This window comes from Pedobacter frigoris (genome assembly GCF_032678645.1).
GTDB classification, from domain to species: Bacteria; Bacteroidota; Bacteroidia; order Sphingobacteriales; family Sphingobacteriaceae; genus Pedobacter; species Pedobacter frigoris_A.
In genome coordinates this window covers 309728-326234 of sequence record NZ_JAVTSP010000004.1, presented here as the reverse complement: position 1 = coordinate 326234, position 16507 = coordinate 309728, and the positions used below count along the sequence as shown (strand labels likewise).

The window sequence follows — 16507 nt, the reverse complement described above, 5'->3', positions numbered from 1 at the left end:
TTATTCAGATTTCGGTTAAAATAACAGTACTTCATTTGCCAATTTGTAATACTATATTTACCTTAATGCTCTATTTTCGCTTTAAAAAATAAGTATTGTACTAAAAAAATAGTCATATGAAAGCTTCTTACCGACATATACCTACTCCTGAGGATGCTAGTTTTGCCATCAAAGAATACTGTCAGCCACGTTTTACCAATACTTTTCACTTTCACCACGGGTATGAAGTGATCCTGATTGTAAAAAGTTCAGGCCATGTATATGTGGGCAACAAGGTGATGAATTACAACGAAGGAGAGATTTTTGTGTTCGGACAGGGGCTGGTGCATTGCTTTTCCAATGACAACTTTGCTAAAAATACACCTGAGGTAGCGCACGCCATAGTAGTACAGTTCACCGCAGATTTCATGGGGAAGGATTTCTTTGAGCGCCTGGAGCTGAGAAAGATAAAAGAACTGCTACAACAATCGGCTTATGGTATAAAGTTCAGTACCGCCGGACCTTCACTCAAAGAGCTCTTCTTCCAATTCCAGCCCAACCAGCAAATGAGGAACCTGATCCTGTTGCTGCAGGTACTCGAAGAACTGTGCCTCCGCAATAGCGAAGGTGCCTTATTACTCACAGACGATATCAGAAAAATACGGTTCAAGGAAAGTGATTCTAAAAAACTGGCCTCGATTTTCAACTATGTGTTTGAAAATTACCATCATGATGTAGATATCAGCGCGGCTGCTTCCATGGCCTGCATGAGCAAAGCTGCGTTTTGCCGTTACTTTAAAAGAAGCACCCATAAAACCTTCTCACAGTTTGTAAATGAGATCAGGATAAGTCATGCAACCAGACTATTAACAGGAAAAGAGGACAACATTACAGACATATGTTATGCCTGTGGTTTTGATAATGTCTCCTATTTCAACCGGCAATTTAAAATTCAGCAGGGTATATCACCCAGAGAATACCGCAAAGCATTTATGATTTCATAAATTGATCAGCTGGCGGCATGGCAAGCAAAATATACTTACATATCGTCTTTTAAGATATCCTTGGCATTGTCTTTACTACGGCTGATTTTTCCAAAACGATAGGAAATATTAATACTACCAATCAGCCTTCTACTTCTGTTATAGGAATGCATGTTGTACCCATCCGCCTCAATAATACTTTCATTTGTAAAATATGGTTGATGAAAATTGCTGATCATACATGAAAAATTCATTTTTCCCCGTGTGTAGGTAGCAGAGAAATTGGAGCCAAATCGCGCCGGTATCTTTGATTGAAAACTGGTTCCTCCATTATAACTCAGTCCGCTTCTCAAACGAAAACTTGGTGAAGGTGTATAAGCAAAATTTAGTCCTTCAGCCCATTGCAGGGTTTTCTGAACTGTGCTTGCATCTAAATGAAAGTTTACAAAGCTCAGGTTTGACGACAATTGAGCGGTAAGTCGTGGTAAGAGAAAAAAATTAAACGAAATATCGCCTTTATACTGATCTGAGGAAGAAAGATTACGATAGGTTTGAATGATGGTACTATCTACAGCCATACGGTATTGAGAAATGGCATTGGCAGTATGTGCGAACCTCCCTGTGGCGATAATACCCAAGTCGCCGACCGCTGTGTTCACCGTGCCGGAAAGGTCCAATATCCTGGCTGGTTTCAGATCGGGGTTACCTATGGTCTGCATCCCGCTGATGCTGAATTGCCCGCCATAATTGATTACCGTAGACATCATACTTAGTTCTGGACGGCGTTGTGAATATTGAGCTTCAAAGCGGAGACTACCGGTCTTTATGTTTCGCAATACCGAAAGATAAGGAGAGAAGGTTATAAAGCTTACTTTATCTCTGCCTTTGTAATTTTTAATGAAGTCATTGCTGTAATCCTCTTTGAGCACTAAGCGCATGGAAAAATCCCTGAATGCCCTGTCCCAGGAAACCAAGAAAGCCCCATAATTGTAAGTGATGTCATTATCCTGAAAAATGGTACTATCTGCACCTGCCTCATTTACCTGGTAATTGTAATCATATGTTTTGTACTGGCTCCTATTGAAGTATTTCATTACAAATTCAAAATTACCTGACTTCTGATGCTTATACTCGTAGCCTACCAGGCCATAAATGCCTTTATCTTTTCCTCCATTTATACTTTTATAATTGCTGTGTGGTATAAAGCCTCCGCTCAAAGCTGTTGCATAGGCATTGGCCTCATTGCTGCTATTTTTAAGCTCATATTCCAACGATACATCAAAGCGCTTACTGGAATACTCGCCCGTCCTGGGCTTATAGATATACCCTACATTTGCTTTGGCTATGTTATTCGGCCCTGCCTCGGCACTATTCTCCAACAGGATTTTGGTACGGCTTGACAATGCTCCAGCCCTGTACTGCTCATTGGTAGTAAGCATGTTATAGGTCATTTCATTTGCCGAGTAGTTAAAAGAGGTATTTAATGTATGACCCGCAGCGATAAAATAACTGTCATTGATCCCCAGTGAAGCGCTATTTGAATAGTTCTTCTGCTGCTCGTTTTTCCTTAACTCTTTATAATTTCTGTTGTAATAATCCGTTTCCCAGTTTACATCATTTTTGGGCGCATACATTAAAGAAGCTGATGGAATGATGTTTAGCAGGTGTTTCTTTTTACTCAATGATAATGAAGAATTCAGGGTACTTGAATTCGTCCCTAAAGTCCCGCCCACACTTCCAAAATAACCCTCCTGATAGGTTGGGGCAACAAAACTGAGTGTCGGCCTTTCTGTTTTGAGGTCAAACAGGTTTAGTTCTATTTTATCATAGGTAATTGCACTACCGCTATTCAGGGTGTTCAAGACCTGATTGTCAAATCCTGCAACTGATACACCATCCCTTAGTATGGAAACCTCTTTACCCATATAGGTAATTTTATTGGTCACCTCATCAATCTCAACACCGGGGATTTGTTTAAGTGCGTCGGCAAGCGTCCAGAACTTGGCATCCGGGATTTTAGTTAGATCCAGGCTACTTCCCCTGGCTGTTTCTTTCAGCGCCTTTTTTGGCACTGAAATGGTTACATTGTTCAGTTGTACAGGCTTGTCCTGGGCATTCCCATCCAACGAATACAAGGTAAAAACACAACTTAATGTGCAGAGCGTTAAAAACTTCATTTACTTTATTTCTTAGGCTCAGGCACCCTTTTTAGCAAGACTTCTACAGTATCAACAACCTCTTTCTTTGATGGGAATTTGACCATCACATCTACTGGTTTATAATTGATTTCGTTGCGATCTTCCTTCCATTCTGCCTTTTTATATTTATCGTCATTCATATTGATCTCTACTTTTGGATAGTAATTGCTCATGGTAAACCGTATGAGACCATAGCCTTTATCATCTGCCTTATTACTATTGATCACTGTTCCATTTTTGATCACAGCAAACTTAAGCCCCGGAAGCGGCACCTTCGTATCGGCATCTACAAAACGGAAAAATTTGGTAAAGAATTTCTTGCTGGTAGCTGAACCAGATCCTCCGCCACCTGCAGTAAAGACTTTTTCCTGGCCAGATGCACTATTGAACGAAAGGAGAATTATAACAGATGCCGCTATTTTAAAGTATAGTGTTGGTTTCATTCTATTTTTTATTTTCAGATACTCTGCGTAGCAATACTTCTACAGTATCTATGATATCTTTTTTTGATTTGAATACGATGATAGAATCTAATGGCTTATAAGCTATTTTATTCCGGCCTTCAGTAATATGCGGACGCATGTACTTATTGTCATTCATGTTGATCTCCAATCTGGAATAATAGTTATTCATGTTGAATAAGACAAGTCCGTAGCCGGCAGCATCAGAAATATTGCCAGTGATTACTGTATGATCTCTTACGACCGAGAATCTTAAACCGTTAAGTGGTTCTTTAGTGTCAGCATCAATAAAACGTACTACCTTTTTTATTGCCTTTTTACTTGATGCAGATCCGGAGCCTTTTGATCCGGCTACAACTACGGTTTCCTGTGCAGAGCCCAAAGTATAGGCAAAACACATCAGTATGATTAATATTGTTGTTTTCATAGGTCATAAGTTAAAGTGTTATTTTAAACCTATTGGGATAAGCTGGTAGCATTACCCCAATAGATTTTCTAAATTAATGCACTGAGCAGCCGCAGCTGTGGAAAATCAAGCTGGGAAAATCGCAGGTTGCAGTTTCTTCATTAAACTCTAAGCCTACTGGGCAAGAGTGACGATACCAGATATTGTCACCTTCGCAAATAAAGAAATCATAGCAGTAAATTGAACTGGCGCCATACTCTCCATAATTCAAACATGGTCCGCCTGGTGTATTCCACTGGGCTTTAACTTGAAGGGCTCCTGTAGCGAATACCAAAAGCAATAAAAAAAGATACATTTTTTTCATAATTGTTTTTTATTAGTGTTAGGAATTGAGAATTCAATTAATCTCCCAGTACAAGGCCTTTTATGGTCAATTGTAGAGGCGCATTGCTTGCATTTGATCCGATCTCCAGCATGTGAGCAAATTCACCTGATCTGCTGGCGGTGAAGTTCACCCGAATTATCCCTGTATCTCCAGGTCTGATCGCTGTTTTAGGATAATTGGCCACAGTGCAATTGCAATCGGCAACGATGTTATTTAAGAAAAGGTCTTTTTTACCGATATTTTTCACCGGGAATTCAACCATTGTTTTGGCTGCAAACTTCAGTTTACCAAGGTTCTTATCTACTTCTGGAAGGCCTATATAGGCATCGGTGTAAGCATTATAATTCTTGTCTGCTATCATTTTTAATTCTGTCCGCAATCCAGAATTAAAATACAATGCCGCCGGGTCTTCGACAAGCAGTGCTGTTTCTGCGTTTTTGGTTGCCTGGTCACTATTGTTATTTAAGGCATAGTATTTAGAAAGCAGGTAATTATTGTAAAAGGTAGAATAGGCATTTATACTTTCCTTTAACGGGGCTTCCATCTTTGCCAACGCAGTTTTTTGTTTAGATAGATTGTAACTGTCCCATTGGTACTGCGCTTCAATTACATTACCTACATAGTCGAGTATCTTTTCCTGCGACATATCCTTTTCAGTCCCCATCTGAAAATGACCGTCCACCCACGATTCTGAATTCCTGACCTTGTTCAGAAGTTTGCCCATTCTATCCTTTTTAATTGCTCCCATCTGAAGGCCAATTAACTTTCGCTCCTTATTAAAGAAAAGAAAGATAGGAAAGCTTCCCCTGTTCAGGATTCGTGACAACCATTTATTTCCTGTCGCATTCTCATTCACACGCTGAATGACAAAATCACTATAGATTTGATTTGCATAGGTTTCATCCTTCATTAAGTCTACTTCAAAGAGCTCGCACATACTACAGCCCGTTTTATTGGAAATCAGTAGTAACCCCTTGTTTTCTGCCTTAGCTTTTTCAAAGCCAGCATGCAATGATTTATCTTTCAGAAAGGTCTGAGTAGCGGGTTGTTTTTCATTACAGGAAAAACTGAGAGTTGCTACCAAAAGAAGGCAGGCGAGAACGATTTTCTTCATCATTAAATAATATTTATCCCTAAAATAAACCATGTATTCAACAACAACAATAGATTGCTTCTATCAAATCACTGACGTCCATTTTTCTCTTGCTTTTGTCTTGCTTTTCTCTTGCTCCTCTCTTGCTATTGTCTTGCTCAGGCAGGAAAACATCAAGATTTAGGCAGTATCTTAACCGGTAAAATAAAAGCACATACTTAAGCGCAGTAGAAAGGGTTCAGGAAGAGCCCGGAATATACAGGAGCCACCTCACATCAAAAGCATCAGTTACCTCAACGAGTTTCTGATCGTCATCAATTGCAGAAAAATTATCTTTATGAAATTTCAGCTTTTCAATAAGCACTTTTCTTTCATTGGTATTCTTGCAGCGTAAAAAAATAGACATGTAATTCCCTACCTTTCTTCCTTCATCGTGCACCAGGTCGGAACCATAAATGATCACACTGTCAGAAACCAGTGATCCGCTAACCACAGGTATTTCAGTGTAACCATCTAATTCTTTTTCAAAAGTTTCAAATTGTAATCGGCCACCAAAACAACTTTGGTAAAAGCTAAGGGCCTTTTTACAATTTCCCGAGAATGTTATAAAAACCGCCGCCACAATATTTTAATCATTATGCTGAATCTTTTTGCTATACACATAAGAAACAGCAAGTATACCCAAGACCACCAAAGGCATCACCATATACCCGATATTTTTATCTACACAGGCATGGCTGATGAAGGCAAAGATCAAACTAAATGTGAGTCCTGCATAGGCCCATTCTTTTAGCCTGGATGGTGTTCTAGGGTAAGAAATAGCAAAGACCCCAAGAACTTTACAGATGATCAGCGCGTAGGCAAAATAATCGGGATACCCCAAAGGTTTTGTACCCATATTCACGTACTCTGGTGCAAAAAGCATGGTACCAAGTGGCATTACTCCTTCCCAAAGGAGTATGATACCGGTTGCCACCCAAAAAATTACTTTATTCTTTTTCATATTATAATTTTGTTTATTTAGTCATTACTCAAAGATACACCGGGTTATAAAATCGGGTATGTTGTGAAAACGACAAATTAGAGGTGAATTGTGACAATAAGTATTTTCGTAGCTTAGTATTCTAAATCTTACAATTGATATGCGCATTTCAGTATTTGTGCCCCAATACGGGGTAATTGAAGCAGTGACACCTCCGTTTAGAAGCTTTCATACCGCCAATGATTTTTTAACCACATTTGGTAAAAAGCCAATTTTTGAGGTAGAATATGTGGGTCTGAACGAGTATGTACCGGCAAACAATGGGGAGTATACCATCAAAACGGATAGGTTACTCAAAGACGTTACCGAAACAGATCTATTGATTATACCTCCTACATTTGGCGACACCACAAAAGGAATACTGGCCAATGCAGCAGCGATACCTTATTTTAAAAAGCTATATCAAAATGGTTCAAGTCTTGCCAGTTTATGTATTGGAGCTTTTCTGTTAGCGGAGACGGGCTTACTTAACGGCAAAAAATGTTCTACTCATTGGGCACATATCAGCGATTTCAGGGAAAGATATCCGGAGGTGGAAGTAGAAGATGGGGCTATAATAACAGAACACGATAATATTTACAGTAGCGGGGGAGCAAGTAGTCTATGGAATCTGGTATTGTATCTGATTGAAAAATATGCCGATAGAGAAACGGCTGTAATGATTTCAAAATATTTTGCTTTAGATATAGGAAGAGATAGCCAGTCGCAATTCGCAATGTTTAAGGGTCAAAGAAATCACGGAGATCAGGAAATCCAAAAAGTACAGGATCATATTGAAAAGCACTATGAATGTAAAATAACGGTAGATACGCTCGCAAATCTAATTAATACAAGCCGTAGAACATTTGAACGACGATTTAAAGACGCTACCAACAATACATCCATAGAATATATACAACGAGTAAGAATAGAAGCCGCTAAAAAATATTTTGAGGCATCGCGGAAGAATGTATCAGAAATCATGTTTGACGTAGGCTATACGGATACAAAAACATTTAGGGATACCTTTAAAAAGATAACGGGGCTTACTCCAATTGAATATAGAAATAAGTTCGCGAAGGTGTCATACGAGATTTAAAAAGCCCCTACTGTTTAAACAATAGGAGCTTTCGAAGATTCTTATTCAGGATGCATTCACATATTTAAAATATCCTATGAAGAATTCCTGTGCTTCCAGCTTAAAAACTCCTGCAATCTGTACGATGCGTTCGACATGCATACTGGTACGCCCATTTTCAAGCAGACAGTACGCGTTTTGAGAAATATTTATAGCATTGGCCATAAAATATTGAGAGTATCCATTCTGTTGTCTCAATTTCCTAACATAGTCCCCTATGGTAGCCGAGTTGATGATCAATTGCTCTCGCATAAATTATATACTTAGGGGTTGAGAAGGTTAATTTAATGAGGCTTGAAAGTACTTATCACTTTTGTTAACAAGTCCGGCTTTTTTAATACCCCAGCCTGCGTATTGCTTTGCTTTTTCTTTCTGTTTTTGGTCCAACATAATTCGTGTGGCAGTACCCAGTAATTCATAGCTTGAACTTTCTTTAACTACCTTTTTCATCCATTCTGCATACAACTTCTTTTCTTCTTCATCTACTGTAGGTAATGAAAGATAAAAAGCCATATAACGAACTTTGTTGTCATCATCGTTGTAATTCTCAGCAGCATATTTAAAAAAGGTCTTGTGATCCTTTAACTGCTTGTAGTAGTACTCTTCGGCAATATCAAGCTTGGCATATGGCCAGTCTTCTTTAGAAAACAATGGCTTAACTTCTGCAAGGAAAGCCGCAAACTTTACATCGTCACGTTCCGGTACGCTGGTTTTTAGTTTAGCTGCCATTGCTGCAATGCGTTTGCTCCAAACCATGTCTTTTCCATACATCTTTTCCAGAGGATAATAGTTTTTCAACAAATATTCAGACAACTCGGGACTTACTGACCTGTTGAATAAAAATGGCACAGCATAACGCTCTTCTGTAATGTTATTTCCTTTTAAATAGTTCACCAGATCCTGTGCAGTATAAGCTTTACGTTCTTTGAAAGCCGCAACATAAAAATCCGGATATTCTACCGCCATTGAAGCGCTAAAGCCCTTCAATGTTTCTCCTTTTTTTGATTTGGCTATCGCCTCTTTTAAAAGGGTTTGAAATTTATCCGCTTCCTGATAGCCAGAAAACTTTGATACCAGTTCAGCATTGCTGTTCAATAAAAGAAATGTCGGGAACCCTGTAACAGCATATTTTACCTGAAGTTGTTTTCCCAGGTCTTCCTTCAGGAAATCTATTTTCACACTAATGAAGTTATCCTGCATTAATTTCATTACCTGAGGTAAAGGAAATACCTCATCATCCATTTGTTTACACGGGTGACAGCCAACAAAATAACTGTCCACGAATATCATCTTTTTCTCTTTCTTCGCTTTCGCAACCAGATTATCCCAGTCGGTAGCTGATATAAATTGTCCTTCCTGGGCATTTGCAGTCAGCACAAATAGGAGCATCAGGCTCAAATAAAATTTTAATGCTTTCATTTTTTGTTGTTTTTGTTAGGAATAATATAGATTTCTTTCTTTTGCATGTTGATGGTGAAATTGTAATTGCTGATCAATCCAACACCTATAGAACCATCAAAACCCGGGTTCCAGCTTTCACTTTGTCCGCCTCCTGCCATTAGCGTAACCGACATATCTTTAATCGGCTGCATTCCTGCAAAGGAAAAAGCAGCGGCCTTTCCGGCAAATGTCGGCGTACTCATGCCCATGCTCGTCGTACTTCCATGGCTATCGGCTTTAAAACCACTAACCAGCAATTTGTGTTGTTTTACAAATGGCCGAAAACAGATTAGGTTATATGCAGCACCTGTATCGAAAACAAAATTTCCAGTGTGTGGCTGGTCTGTGGTGATACTCAGTGTACCTGGGATAATAAATAATCCAGATGGGATGCTAAACGGAATTGCTATACCGCCTTTTTCTTCAAGATCGCCAAAATTGTAAAGAATCATCTCTTTACGATCGTAATCTACTTTAACGATATAATGCCTGGCCAGGGTATTGCCTATTATACCGTCTGTCCCCTCTTTGTGCATTTCTTTAAATATGGCGATACTCTGCTCTTTGAAATCAAAGCTACCCATATGTACCGTGTTGCCGGTGGAAACGGATATATCCATAGAGCCACCAACTACTGATGCTTTCTGTACGCGGGCTACTTTCAAGCCAATAGAATCAGCCAGTGGCTGACCTACTGCCATCCCATCAGCTCCTGTATCAAACAATAGTCTTAAAGGGCGTGAGAAGTCATTTAATTTGACAGTGAGGATGATTGTTCCATTGTGATTTTCAAACGGGATTCTGGCTACCTCTTTTGCCTGCTGTGCATATGAAAATGACTGAGTGACTAAAATCAGTAAAAAAGCCAATCCCACCGAGCTATATTTTAATTTCATCGATTTATTATAATTAGTTTATTGTTAAAGCGCTGATTAAAATCCATAGATTTTTTCCAAAGCTTTGTCTATGTCGTCTGTAGCACTTGCAGTAACACGCAAAATGATTTTACCTTGTGCATCTACCAATATTTTTGTTGGAAAGGCATTCACATGATAGGTCTTTACAACATCCTGCTTTTCTATACCGTCCTGGTTTAAGATGTGTACCCATGTAATCTGGTCATCCTGAATTGCCTTGAGCCAGCTCGCTTTAGAATCGTCCAAGGTCTTTCCCCGTTCTTGTGCAATAGCTACAATCTCAAAACCTTTACCTTTATATTTTTTATAAAGCTCTTTCAAATGAGGGTGACTGGCTCTACAAGGACCGCACCAACTTCCCCAGAAATCTAAAAGATAGGTCTTACCTTTTAGCAGTGCGGGACTCACTTTATTACCATCTTTATCTGTCCGTTCGAAGGCAAATGCAGCAGTACCGGCTAAAGTTGGGGCGAGTTTTTCAACTGTTTTCTGAATACTTTTCCCCGCTTCAGTATTTTTATAGGTTGGTGCTAATGCATTCCAGGCAGCAACATAATTGTCCGCACTATATAAATTGGTCATGCGGCTCAGCAGAAATACTGAGGTGAAATTATTTGGATGAGTTTTTACGAATTCCTTTTGTTTCGTGTAACCTGCCATGGAATTGTCTCTGATCTCCTGATGCAATGCCAGTGAATCTTTGGATGATAACTTTTTGCCAAGCATATTTAAGAGTTCCTGATACCTGATTTCAGACTTGGCAGATTGTTGTTTCAATTGATCATAGAGATTATTCTCTTCGTCTCCTTTGATCCGCATAGCAGGGATGCTATTTGCATCTCCGGTTAGGGATAAATCTTTATTCCAAACAAAAAAGTTAAAGGGCGCAATAGGCATCTGCGGCTTAGCAGAAGGATCTCTAGGCCAGGCAATTGATAACCTTGCACCAGCAGGGATGGCTTGCGCCTTGACTTTCCCCGAAAATTTGTCATTGATACCCTGAAGAGAAGTATATTGTGGTTTGCCATTCTCGTCAACATATGAAATCGCAACTTTATTATTATTGAGTCCTTTTAACTGACCGGAGATCGTGATGCTGTCGGTCTGCGATTTTGCCATTGTAATAGACAATAGCAATGGGATACATGTCAGAATTGCTCTCATGTTCTTTTATAAATATAGAGATGTAAAAAAGGACTGGCGATTGCCAGTCCTGTATTCATTATGAGTTACTTAGCTGCTAATGTTTTTTCTAACAATGCTTTCAGCTCCGGATTCGATGGTCTTGGAGAATCAACAGTAACGATCTTTCCTTGTTTATCAAAAACCAGAAAACGTGGGATAGTATTTACTTTATAATATTGTGAAAACTCATTTCCAGGACCACCTGCAAATAATTGGGTACCACCCAGGTTTTCATCTTTAATCATCTTCAACCACTTTGCTTTGTCAGCAGGTGCGTCAGTAGATAAGCTGATGATTTCTACATCTTTTCCTTTCATTTCCTCCTCAAGTTTTTTTAGATGAGGGATTTCTGCTTTGCAGGGGCCACACCATGTAGCCCAAACGTCTACTAAAACCACTTTACCTTTTAAGGAAGCCATGCTAACCGTCTTACCATCTTTATCAGGATAAGAGAATGCATAAGCACTATCTCCTGGTTTAAGTGTCAACAGAGGAGTCAGGATATCAAGATTTTTCTTTTTCTGACTTGCAGTAATTACATATTTTCCAAAAGCATCATTCAAATCCTTGTAGTCATTGAAGCTTCTTACACTTGCCACTCGCTCTATTAGAACATCTCCTTTAAGTGTATCATTAGGAATTAATGCGAAAGTGTTTTTTAAACCTTCTACACCCGGAAGATATTTGATATTTTGCTGTCTCATATTAAGACTTACTAAACCAGATAAGGTTCTGCCACCCCATGGATAAGCATAGATACCAGTTGTGTTTTTAGCAAAATCCTGAGCATTAAGTGTAGCGTAGTAAGGGCTATATTCTTCTACTGAAGGATGAGCAGAGCGTGGTGTATTGATGAAGTTGGTCGCATAGCTTGCAAGATCCCAAGCCATATACTGCTTCATGTTTTTATCAAACTTAGCATTGCCTGTAGCTTTTCCAGTCAGGAAAGTTTTGGCCTTAGCTGTAACACTTTCTAAATCCGGGAAGAAGTCAACAAAAGTACTCTGAACTTTCATAAAATTTACTGCCTTATGCTCGATCGGATGTACAAGGTCATGCCATTGAGTCAAAACAACGTTCTCTTTGGAGTTCAATTTGCCATTCAGTACATAGCTTGAATCCAGGATAGAAACTGATAGTTTATCACCACCTTTAAAGTAGAACTTATAGTTATCATTAGGGCTGCCAACAGTACCGGTACCGATAACATATAGGCCTTCATATTCAGGATAAAATATAAATCCGAATTTACCCTTTTCTTCAGGTGTAGTGTTTGAAATTTCAACTGATTTGCCTTCTACTACTTTAAATAGCTTTACAGGCGTAAGTCTTTTTTTAACCAATACACCGGTTACCTCTACAGGCAACTGTGCAAAAATTGAAGTTGTTGTGAAGCTTAGCAATAAAGCTGCTCCAAATAATTTTTTAATCATTGTTAGTTTATTTATGTGTGGTTATTAAGTTGTTTAAACACCTGAGTGTTAAAAACTCAGGTGTTCTATTTTCTAATAGGAATAACTATAAGTTGTCTCACTCACTGATGGAGACATATATAAAACGTCTCTTACAATACCTGTACCCTCTAAAGTAAATGCCGGGGTAGATGCCAGGTTGCCTGAAGATTTTGTGAACATTCGAACTTTGTAATTACTTCCGGATTTAGTGCCGATCATTACGTAGTTGTGTGCATAAGCTGCTTCTGACGTATATTTTCTGTGACGAACAAAAGTAACCTCTTCACCGGCAGGAGCAGTATATTGAAGCTGTTCGAATTTGTTGCTCAGGTTCCTCGACCATATTTCATTACCAAGAACAAAATAGATCATATTCTCATCACCATCCAATAAAGCAAATCTTGTGGCATTGTAAATTTTACTGGTGGTCTGCAACGTATCGTTTATCATTTTAAATGCCGTTCTGTTAGGGGTTATCGCAGACAATATTTTCAGGGATGGAACTGTTTTATCCTGGAACATCGCGTAGGCCATATTGCTCGCTTTATATCCCATGTATAACATTTTCTTGTTGTTGTTATTTGCCGGCATATCGGTTACTTTTTTACCATCAACAGGTGGCGCATCTGAAACTGATGTCATCACGGCGCCGGTACCTGTAGCAGATAAGAATGAACTGCTCGTTTCATCAAAAAAGAATGGATCAGCTATCCAATAGCCAAAAAAGTATTTTGAAAGATGGTACGGGGTGGCTAAATCATCTTTGATCTTAGCTACACCAAATTGTCCTGTATTGGCAGACATGGCGTAAAGACTATGGCATTGTCCGTTATTAACCAGATAATTAGCTTGTGACCCTAAAAATACTGCATCAGGAGCCTTCACCGCCGGAGCATCGTAAAACAAAGTATTATATCCCCTGATCTCCTTAAGTGTGTTGATGTTCAATCCGGAGACATTCTTGTCAGTTAGAAGAAATAAAGCACGGGTATTGCCAAGCACGCCTGTTACGGTCGATTTATAGGCTGAGAAAAAGGTTATCATGCTGGCTTTCCCCTCAAGTTTTTTTCCGTTATTTTCACTGTACACATTTTCTAGTTTGCCAACAGGTGTGATTGCTGTAGGTGTAAGAAAAAGGTCAAGATCTGACTGTATACCATCGTCTTTCGCAACATACCAACCTCTCGTAAACTGTGTAACAACATTTATTGATGAAGTAAAATACTGCGAATATTTTGTATTTACATTCGTAACCCTAAATACCAACACCCAGCCTTTTGCTGGCTTTAACACGAGATAATTAAGTTCTTTAGTACGCCCAATAGTATCAAGTACGGGCGCAGATCCTTGTACACTCGTTTCATATATGCCCCATAAGTATTCAAATTTAGCATTAGGATCAGTTGAAGATACTTCAGGATTTAATACCAAACTTTCTTTTTCAGATACCGTGGTATAATTAGCTTCTATTCCTTTAACCGTTATTACCTCTTTTGGCTGAAAGTCGTAATTGCTCTTGTCCTTTGCACAAGACGCCGTTAATAAAATCACGCCTAGGCATAAAATTTTATATCTATTTTTCATTGTTGTTTTTCTGTTAATTAAGGAAATACTACCAATTCACCAGTCTCATCTCTCAATGGATTTCCGGGATGTGCATTATTGTAATTGATAAGGGTTATTTTTAACATTCCAGTCCAGTATTGCAACAACGCATAATCTGACGGAAGTGGAGCCATAAAGTCCTGATCCCATTTCTCCCCGGTTTGATCGATCATAAATTGATGTTTTGTCACACTATATTTTCCGTAGTAGAACTGGACGGCACTGGCATTCCATGCAGCTGGTTGGCTCAATCTGTCCGTAAACTCAATCTTCCTCCAAAGGTTATTGATTTCACCTACCTGGAAATTGCCATCAGCTATCACTTTAAATTTCAACACAGGAGTTGAAGTTTTCAAGCTGGCGTCTCTTAGCAAAACGATGGGCACGCGGGTATGGGCAGTTCCGGCCTTTATCACGAAATTTTTAGTCGCTTTAGGATCATTAAAAGCAACATATTGTGTTCCTGGAATAGCGTTTGTTGCGCTGGTTACCTGCTCTTGCGCGAGGGTAAATGTCCTGTCTGTTTTTGAAACACCACCAATGGCATAGATATCAAAGAAAACAGTATCCTGGGTTACGCTTGCATCTTCATAAAAGAAGGTGTAAGGCTTTAGCGTATCCGCCAGATTATAAGATGTAGTATAAATCCGCGACGGTTCAGGACCAAACTGAATCCTTGCCACGTCATCATACAAATAATATTGGTCTTTTTTACATGAAGCAATGGCCAGTATAACCATTGCCACAATCATATATTTTAATGCTTTCATCTCTTTAGAATTTAGTATTAGTTTACCGCATCTGTTTTAGGAACCGGGATCAAATAGTTAAGCGTTGCAGCCGATGGCGCAAACAGGAAATTAGCCTTAGGTGCATTTATTCTCTTGTAAGCAAAGAAAGATTGTCCTTCCGCATAAAATTCTTTTCTGAACTCCTTCACTACCTCTAATGAACGCTGTAAGGGGTCTGTTGGGAGAATCGAGGTTGAGATGTTTCTAGATTGTCTGAAAGTCGCCCAGTAAGCCTGTCCTTCAGCCAACGGTGCCACCTCAGCAGCGATCAGGTACATTTCACTGATTCTGATCATCGGAATCTGTTTAAAGTCAGCAGCAATATTCGTCGGTTTCTCTACCACCTTGTATTTTTTGGTGATGTAACATTTTGCCTGATTGGCCAGTGTGATCAGTTCCCATAGATTCGCTTCACGGATATCGGTTCCCGTATTGCCATAAAGCTGGTTTGTGATGGTAGTGGCGGACGTACCCTTCTTTAAAATTCCTCCATTATAGTTAGTTGTAAACTTAGCATACATATTGAAGTCATACAATCCAAAAATGTGCTCTGCAGTCAATACATAATCCTGAGCAGTCATGTCTGCAGACGTACCCAATCTGAATTTTGGACTTCCGTCTGTATTTTTTGCCTCAATCAGTAATTTAGCACATTCATAAGCCTTGTCTTTATCATTGAACCATAAATAAGCTCTCGCCTGAATGCCCTTTATTGCATAGTAATTCAACCTCAGGTAACGATATGCCATATAAGTATCTGCCGGATTAAACACAGAAGTCTGTGATGGCGACCTAAGTTGGGCCAGACTGTACTGTGTAATCGGATCGATGTCTTTTACCAGGAGTTCTGCTTCAGCAAGGTCTTTTAGCAATGCCTGTTTAAACTGGTCGAATGTGATTTTTGGATTTGGCATTGTCGACAGCTTGGTTACATAAGGCAACATATTGCCTGCGTCAGTTGTAACCGGGATAGGGCCAAATAAACGCAAAACATCAAAATGGCAGTATGCACGCATTGCCAGGCATTCGGATTTGATGGTCTCGTACATTCCTGGAGTCGTAAACACATCCTTCCTGGCATCAATTTGGCCCAAAATAGCATTTAGACTTGCTATGACAGCATATTCTTTGGCATAAATACCCTCCAGACTTCCTTCAACGCCCGCATCGGCATAGTTAAAGAGCCCGATTCTTTGTTCTGTCGTATTATTGGTCACATCCCAACTTGAGGTCAGGTATTCCATTGTAGTTTGAGTCATGGCTAAGCCATACAATCCACTTTCTTTCATCTGAATGTATGCTCCCGTAAGTGCGTCTTTAAACCCTCCTTCTGTACTGAAAAGCACATTTTGAGGCATTTGTGTCTTAGGAACAACAGTCAGGAATTTCTTGCAGGAAATTATTGATAGTGTGCTAAACAGAACAAGTGCGATAAAACTTAATTTTTTCAT

Annotated in this window: 17 protein-coding genes; 2 read left to right on the top strand and 15 right to left on the bottom strand. The window is 39.3% G+C overall.

The window, feature by feature from the left end; genetic code table 11:
* Positions 1-116: 116 nt before the first annotated feature.
* Positions 117-983 carry an AraC family transcriptional regulator gene (locus tag R2Q78_RS14820; RefSeq protein ID WP_316793239.1) on the top strand — a complete coding sequence of 289 codons (867 nt, stop codon included), beginning with the start codon at positions 117-119 and terminating at the stop codon, positions 981-983.
* A gap of 35 nt (positions 984-1018) precedes the next feature.
* Here the strand turns inward: R2Q78_RS14820 and R2Q78_RS14815 are convergent, their stop codons facing one another.
* The 7 genes from R2Q78_RS14815 to R2Q78_RS14785 all read right to left on the bottom strand — a co-directional run bounded on the left by R2Q78_RS14815 (position 1019) and on the right by R2Q78_RS14785 (position 6508).
* Entirely contained in the window at positions 1019-3139 is a 2121-nt protein-coding gene (locus R2Q78_RS14815; RefSeq protein WP_316793237.1) for an outer membrane beta-barrel protein, read from the bottom strand.
* 5 nt (positions 3140-3144) lie between these two features.
* Complete coding sequence (locus tag R2Q78_RS14810; RefSeq protein WP_316793235.1) at positions 3145-3603, bottom strand: hypothetical protein; 459 nt, start codon at positions 3601-3603, stop codon at positions 3145-3147.
* A 1-nt stretch (position 3604) separates the two neighbouring features.
* Positions 3605-4048 carry a hypothetical protein gene (locus tag R2Q78_RS14805; RefSeq protein ID WP_316793234.1) on the bottom strand — a complete coding sequence of 148 codons (444 nt, stop codon included), beginning with the start codon at positions 4046-4048 and terminating at the stop codon, positions 3605-3607.
* A 73-nt stretch (positions 4049-4121) separates the two neighbouring features.
* Positions 4122-4391 (bottom strand): chitin binding peritrophin-A domain-containing protein, encoded by a 270-nt coding sequence (locus R2Q78_RS14800; RefSeq protein WP_316793233.1) that lies wholly within the window; start codon positions 4389-4391, stop codon positions 4122-4124.
* 37 nt (positions 4392-4428) lie between these two features.
* On the bottom strand, positions 4429-5529 hold the full coding sequence (locus R2Q78_RS14795; RefSeq protein WP_316793232.1) for a DUF1573 domain-containing protein: 1101 nt from the start codon (positions 5527-5529) through the stop codon (positions 4429-4431).
* Between the two features lie 214 nt (positions 5530-5743).
* Positions 5744-6127 (bottom strand): glyoxalase, encoded by a 384-nt coding sequence (locus tag R2Q78_RS14790; RefSeq protein ID WP_316793231.1) that lies wholly within the window; start codon positions 6125-6127, stop codon positions 5744-5746.
* Positions 6128-6133: 6 nt separating this feature from the next.
* Positions 6134-6508 (bottom strand): DoxX family protein, encoded by a 375-nt coding sequence (locus tag R2Q78_RS14785; RefSeq protein ID WP_316793228.1) that lies wholly within the window; start codon positions 6506-6508, stop codon positions 6134-6136.
* A gap of 139 nt (positions 6509-6647) precedes the next feature.
* Here R2Q78_RS14785 and R2Q78_RS14780 point away from each other — a divergent pair, with 139 nt between their 5' ends.
* Entirely contained in the window at positions 6648-7625 is a 978-nt protein-coding gene (locus R2Q78_RS14780) for a GlxA family transcriptional regulator (RefSeq protein WP_316793226.1), read from the top strand.
* Positions 7626-7670: 45 nt separating this feature from the next.
* Here R2Q78_RS14780 and R2Q78_RS14775 read toward each other — a convergent pair whose 3' ends face one another.
* The 8 genes from R2Q78_RS14775 to R2Q78_RS14740 form a co-directional block, all read right to left on the bottom strand.
* Positions 7671-7916: a helix-turn-helix transcriptional regulator gene (locus R2Q78_RS14775; protein ID WP_316793224.1), complete on the bottom strand. Its 246-nt coding sequence runs from the start codon at positions 7914-7916 to the stop codon at positions 7671-7673.
* Positions 7917-7943: 27 nt separating this feature from the next.
* Positions 7944-9083, bottom strand: a complete 1140-nt coding sequence (locus R2Q78_RS14770) for a thioredoxin family protein (RefSeq protein WP_316793222.1) — start codon at positions 9081-9083, stop codon at positions 7944-7946.
* The gene (locus tag R2Q78_RS14765; protein ID WP_316793220.1) at positions 9080-10000 is read right to left on the bottom strand and encodes a retropepsin-like aspartic protease; all 921 of its coding nucleotides are present in this window, start codon (positions 9998-10000) and stop codon (positions 9080-9082) included. The genes R2Q78_RS14770 and R2Q78_RS14765 overlap by 4 nt, the downstream gene beginning before the upstream one ends.
* A 36-nt stretch (positions 10001-10036) precedes the next feature.
* Positions 10037-11185, bottom strand: coding sequence for an AhpC/TSA family protein (locus tag R2Q78_RS14760; RefSeq protein ID WP_316793218.1), 1149 nt, complete (start codon positions 11183-11185; stop codon positions 10037-10039).
* Positions 11186-11250: 65 nt separating this feature from the next.
* Positions 11251-12639 carry a TlpA disulfide reductase family protein gene (locus tag R2Q78_RS14755; protein WP_316793216.1) on the bottom strand — a complete coding sequence of 463 codons (1389 nt, stop codon included), beginning with the start codon at positions 12637-12639 and terminating at the stop codon, positions 11251-11253.
* Between the two features lie 72 nt (positions 12640-12711).
* Entirely contained in the window at positions 12712-14244 is a 1533-nt protein-coding gene (locus R2Q78_RS14750; protein WP_316793214.1) for a PKD-like family lipoprotein, read from the bottom strand.
* Between the two features lie 17 nt (positions 14245-14261).
* Positions 14262-15035 (bottom strand): DUF4843 domain-containing protein, encoded by a 774-nt coding sequence (locus R2Q78_RS14745; protein ID WP_316793212.1) that lies wholly within the window; start codon positions 15033-15035, stop codon positions 14262-14264.
* Positions 15036-15052: 17 nt separating this feature from the next.
* Positions 15053-16507, bottom strand: coding sequence for a RagB/SusD family nutrient uptake outer membrane protein (locus R2Q78_RS14740; protein ID WP_316793210.1), 1455 nt, complete (start codon positions 16505-16507; stop codon positions 15053-15055).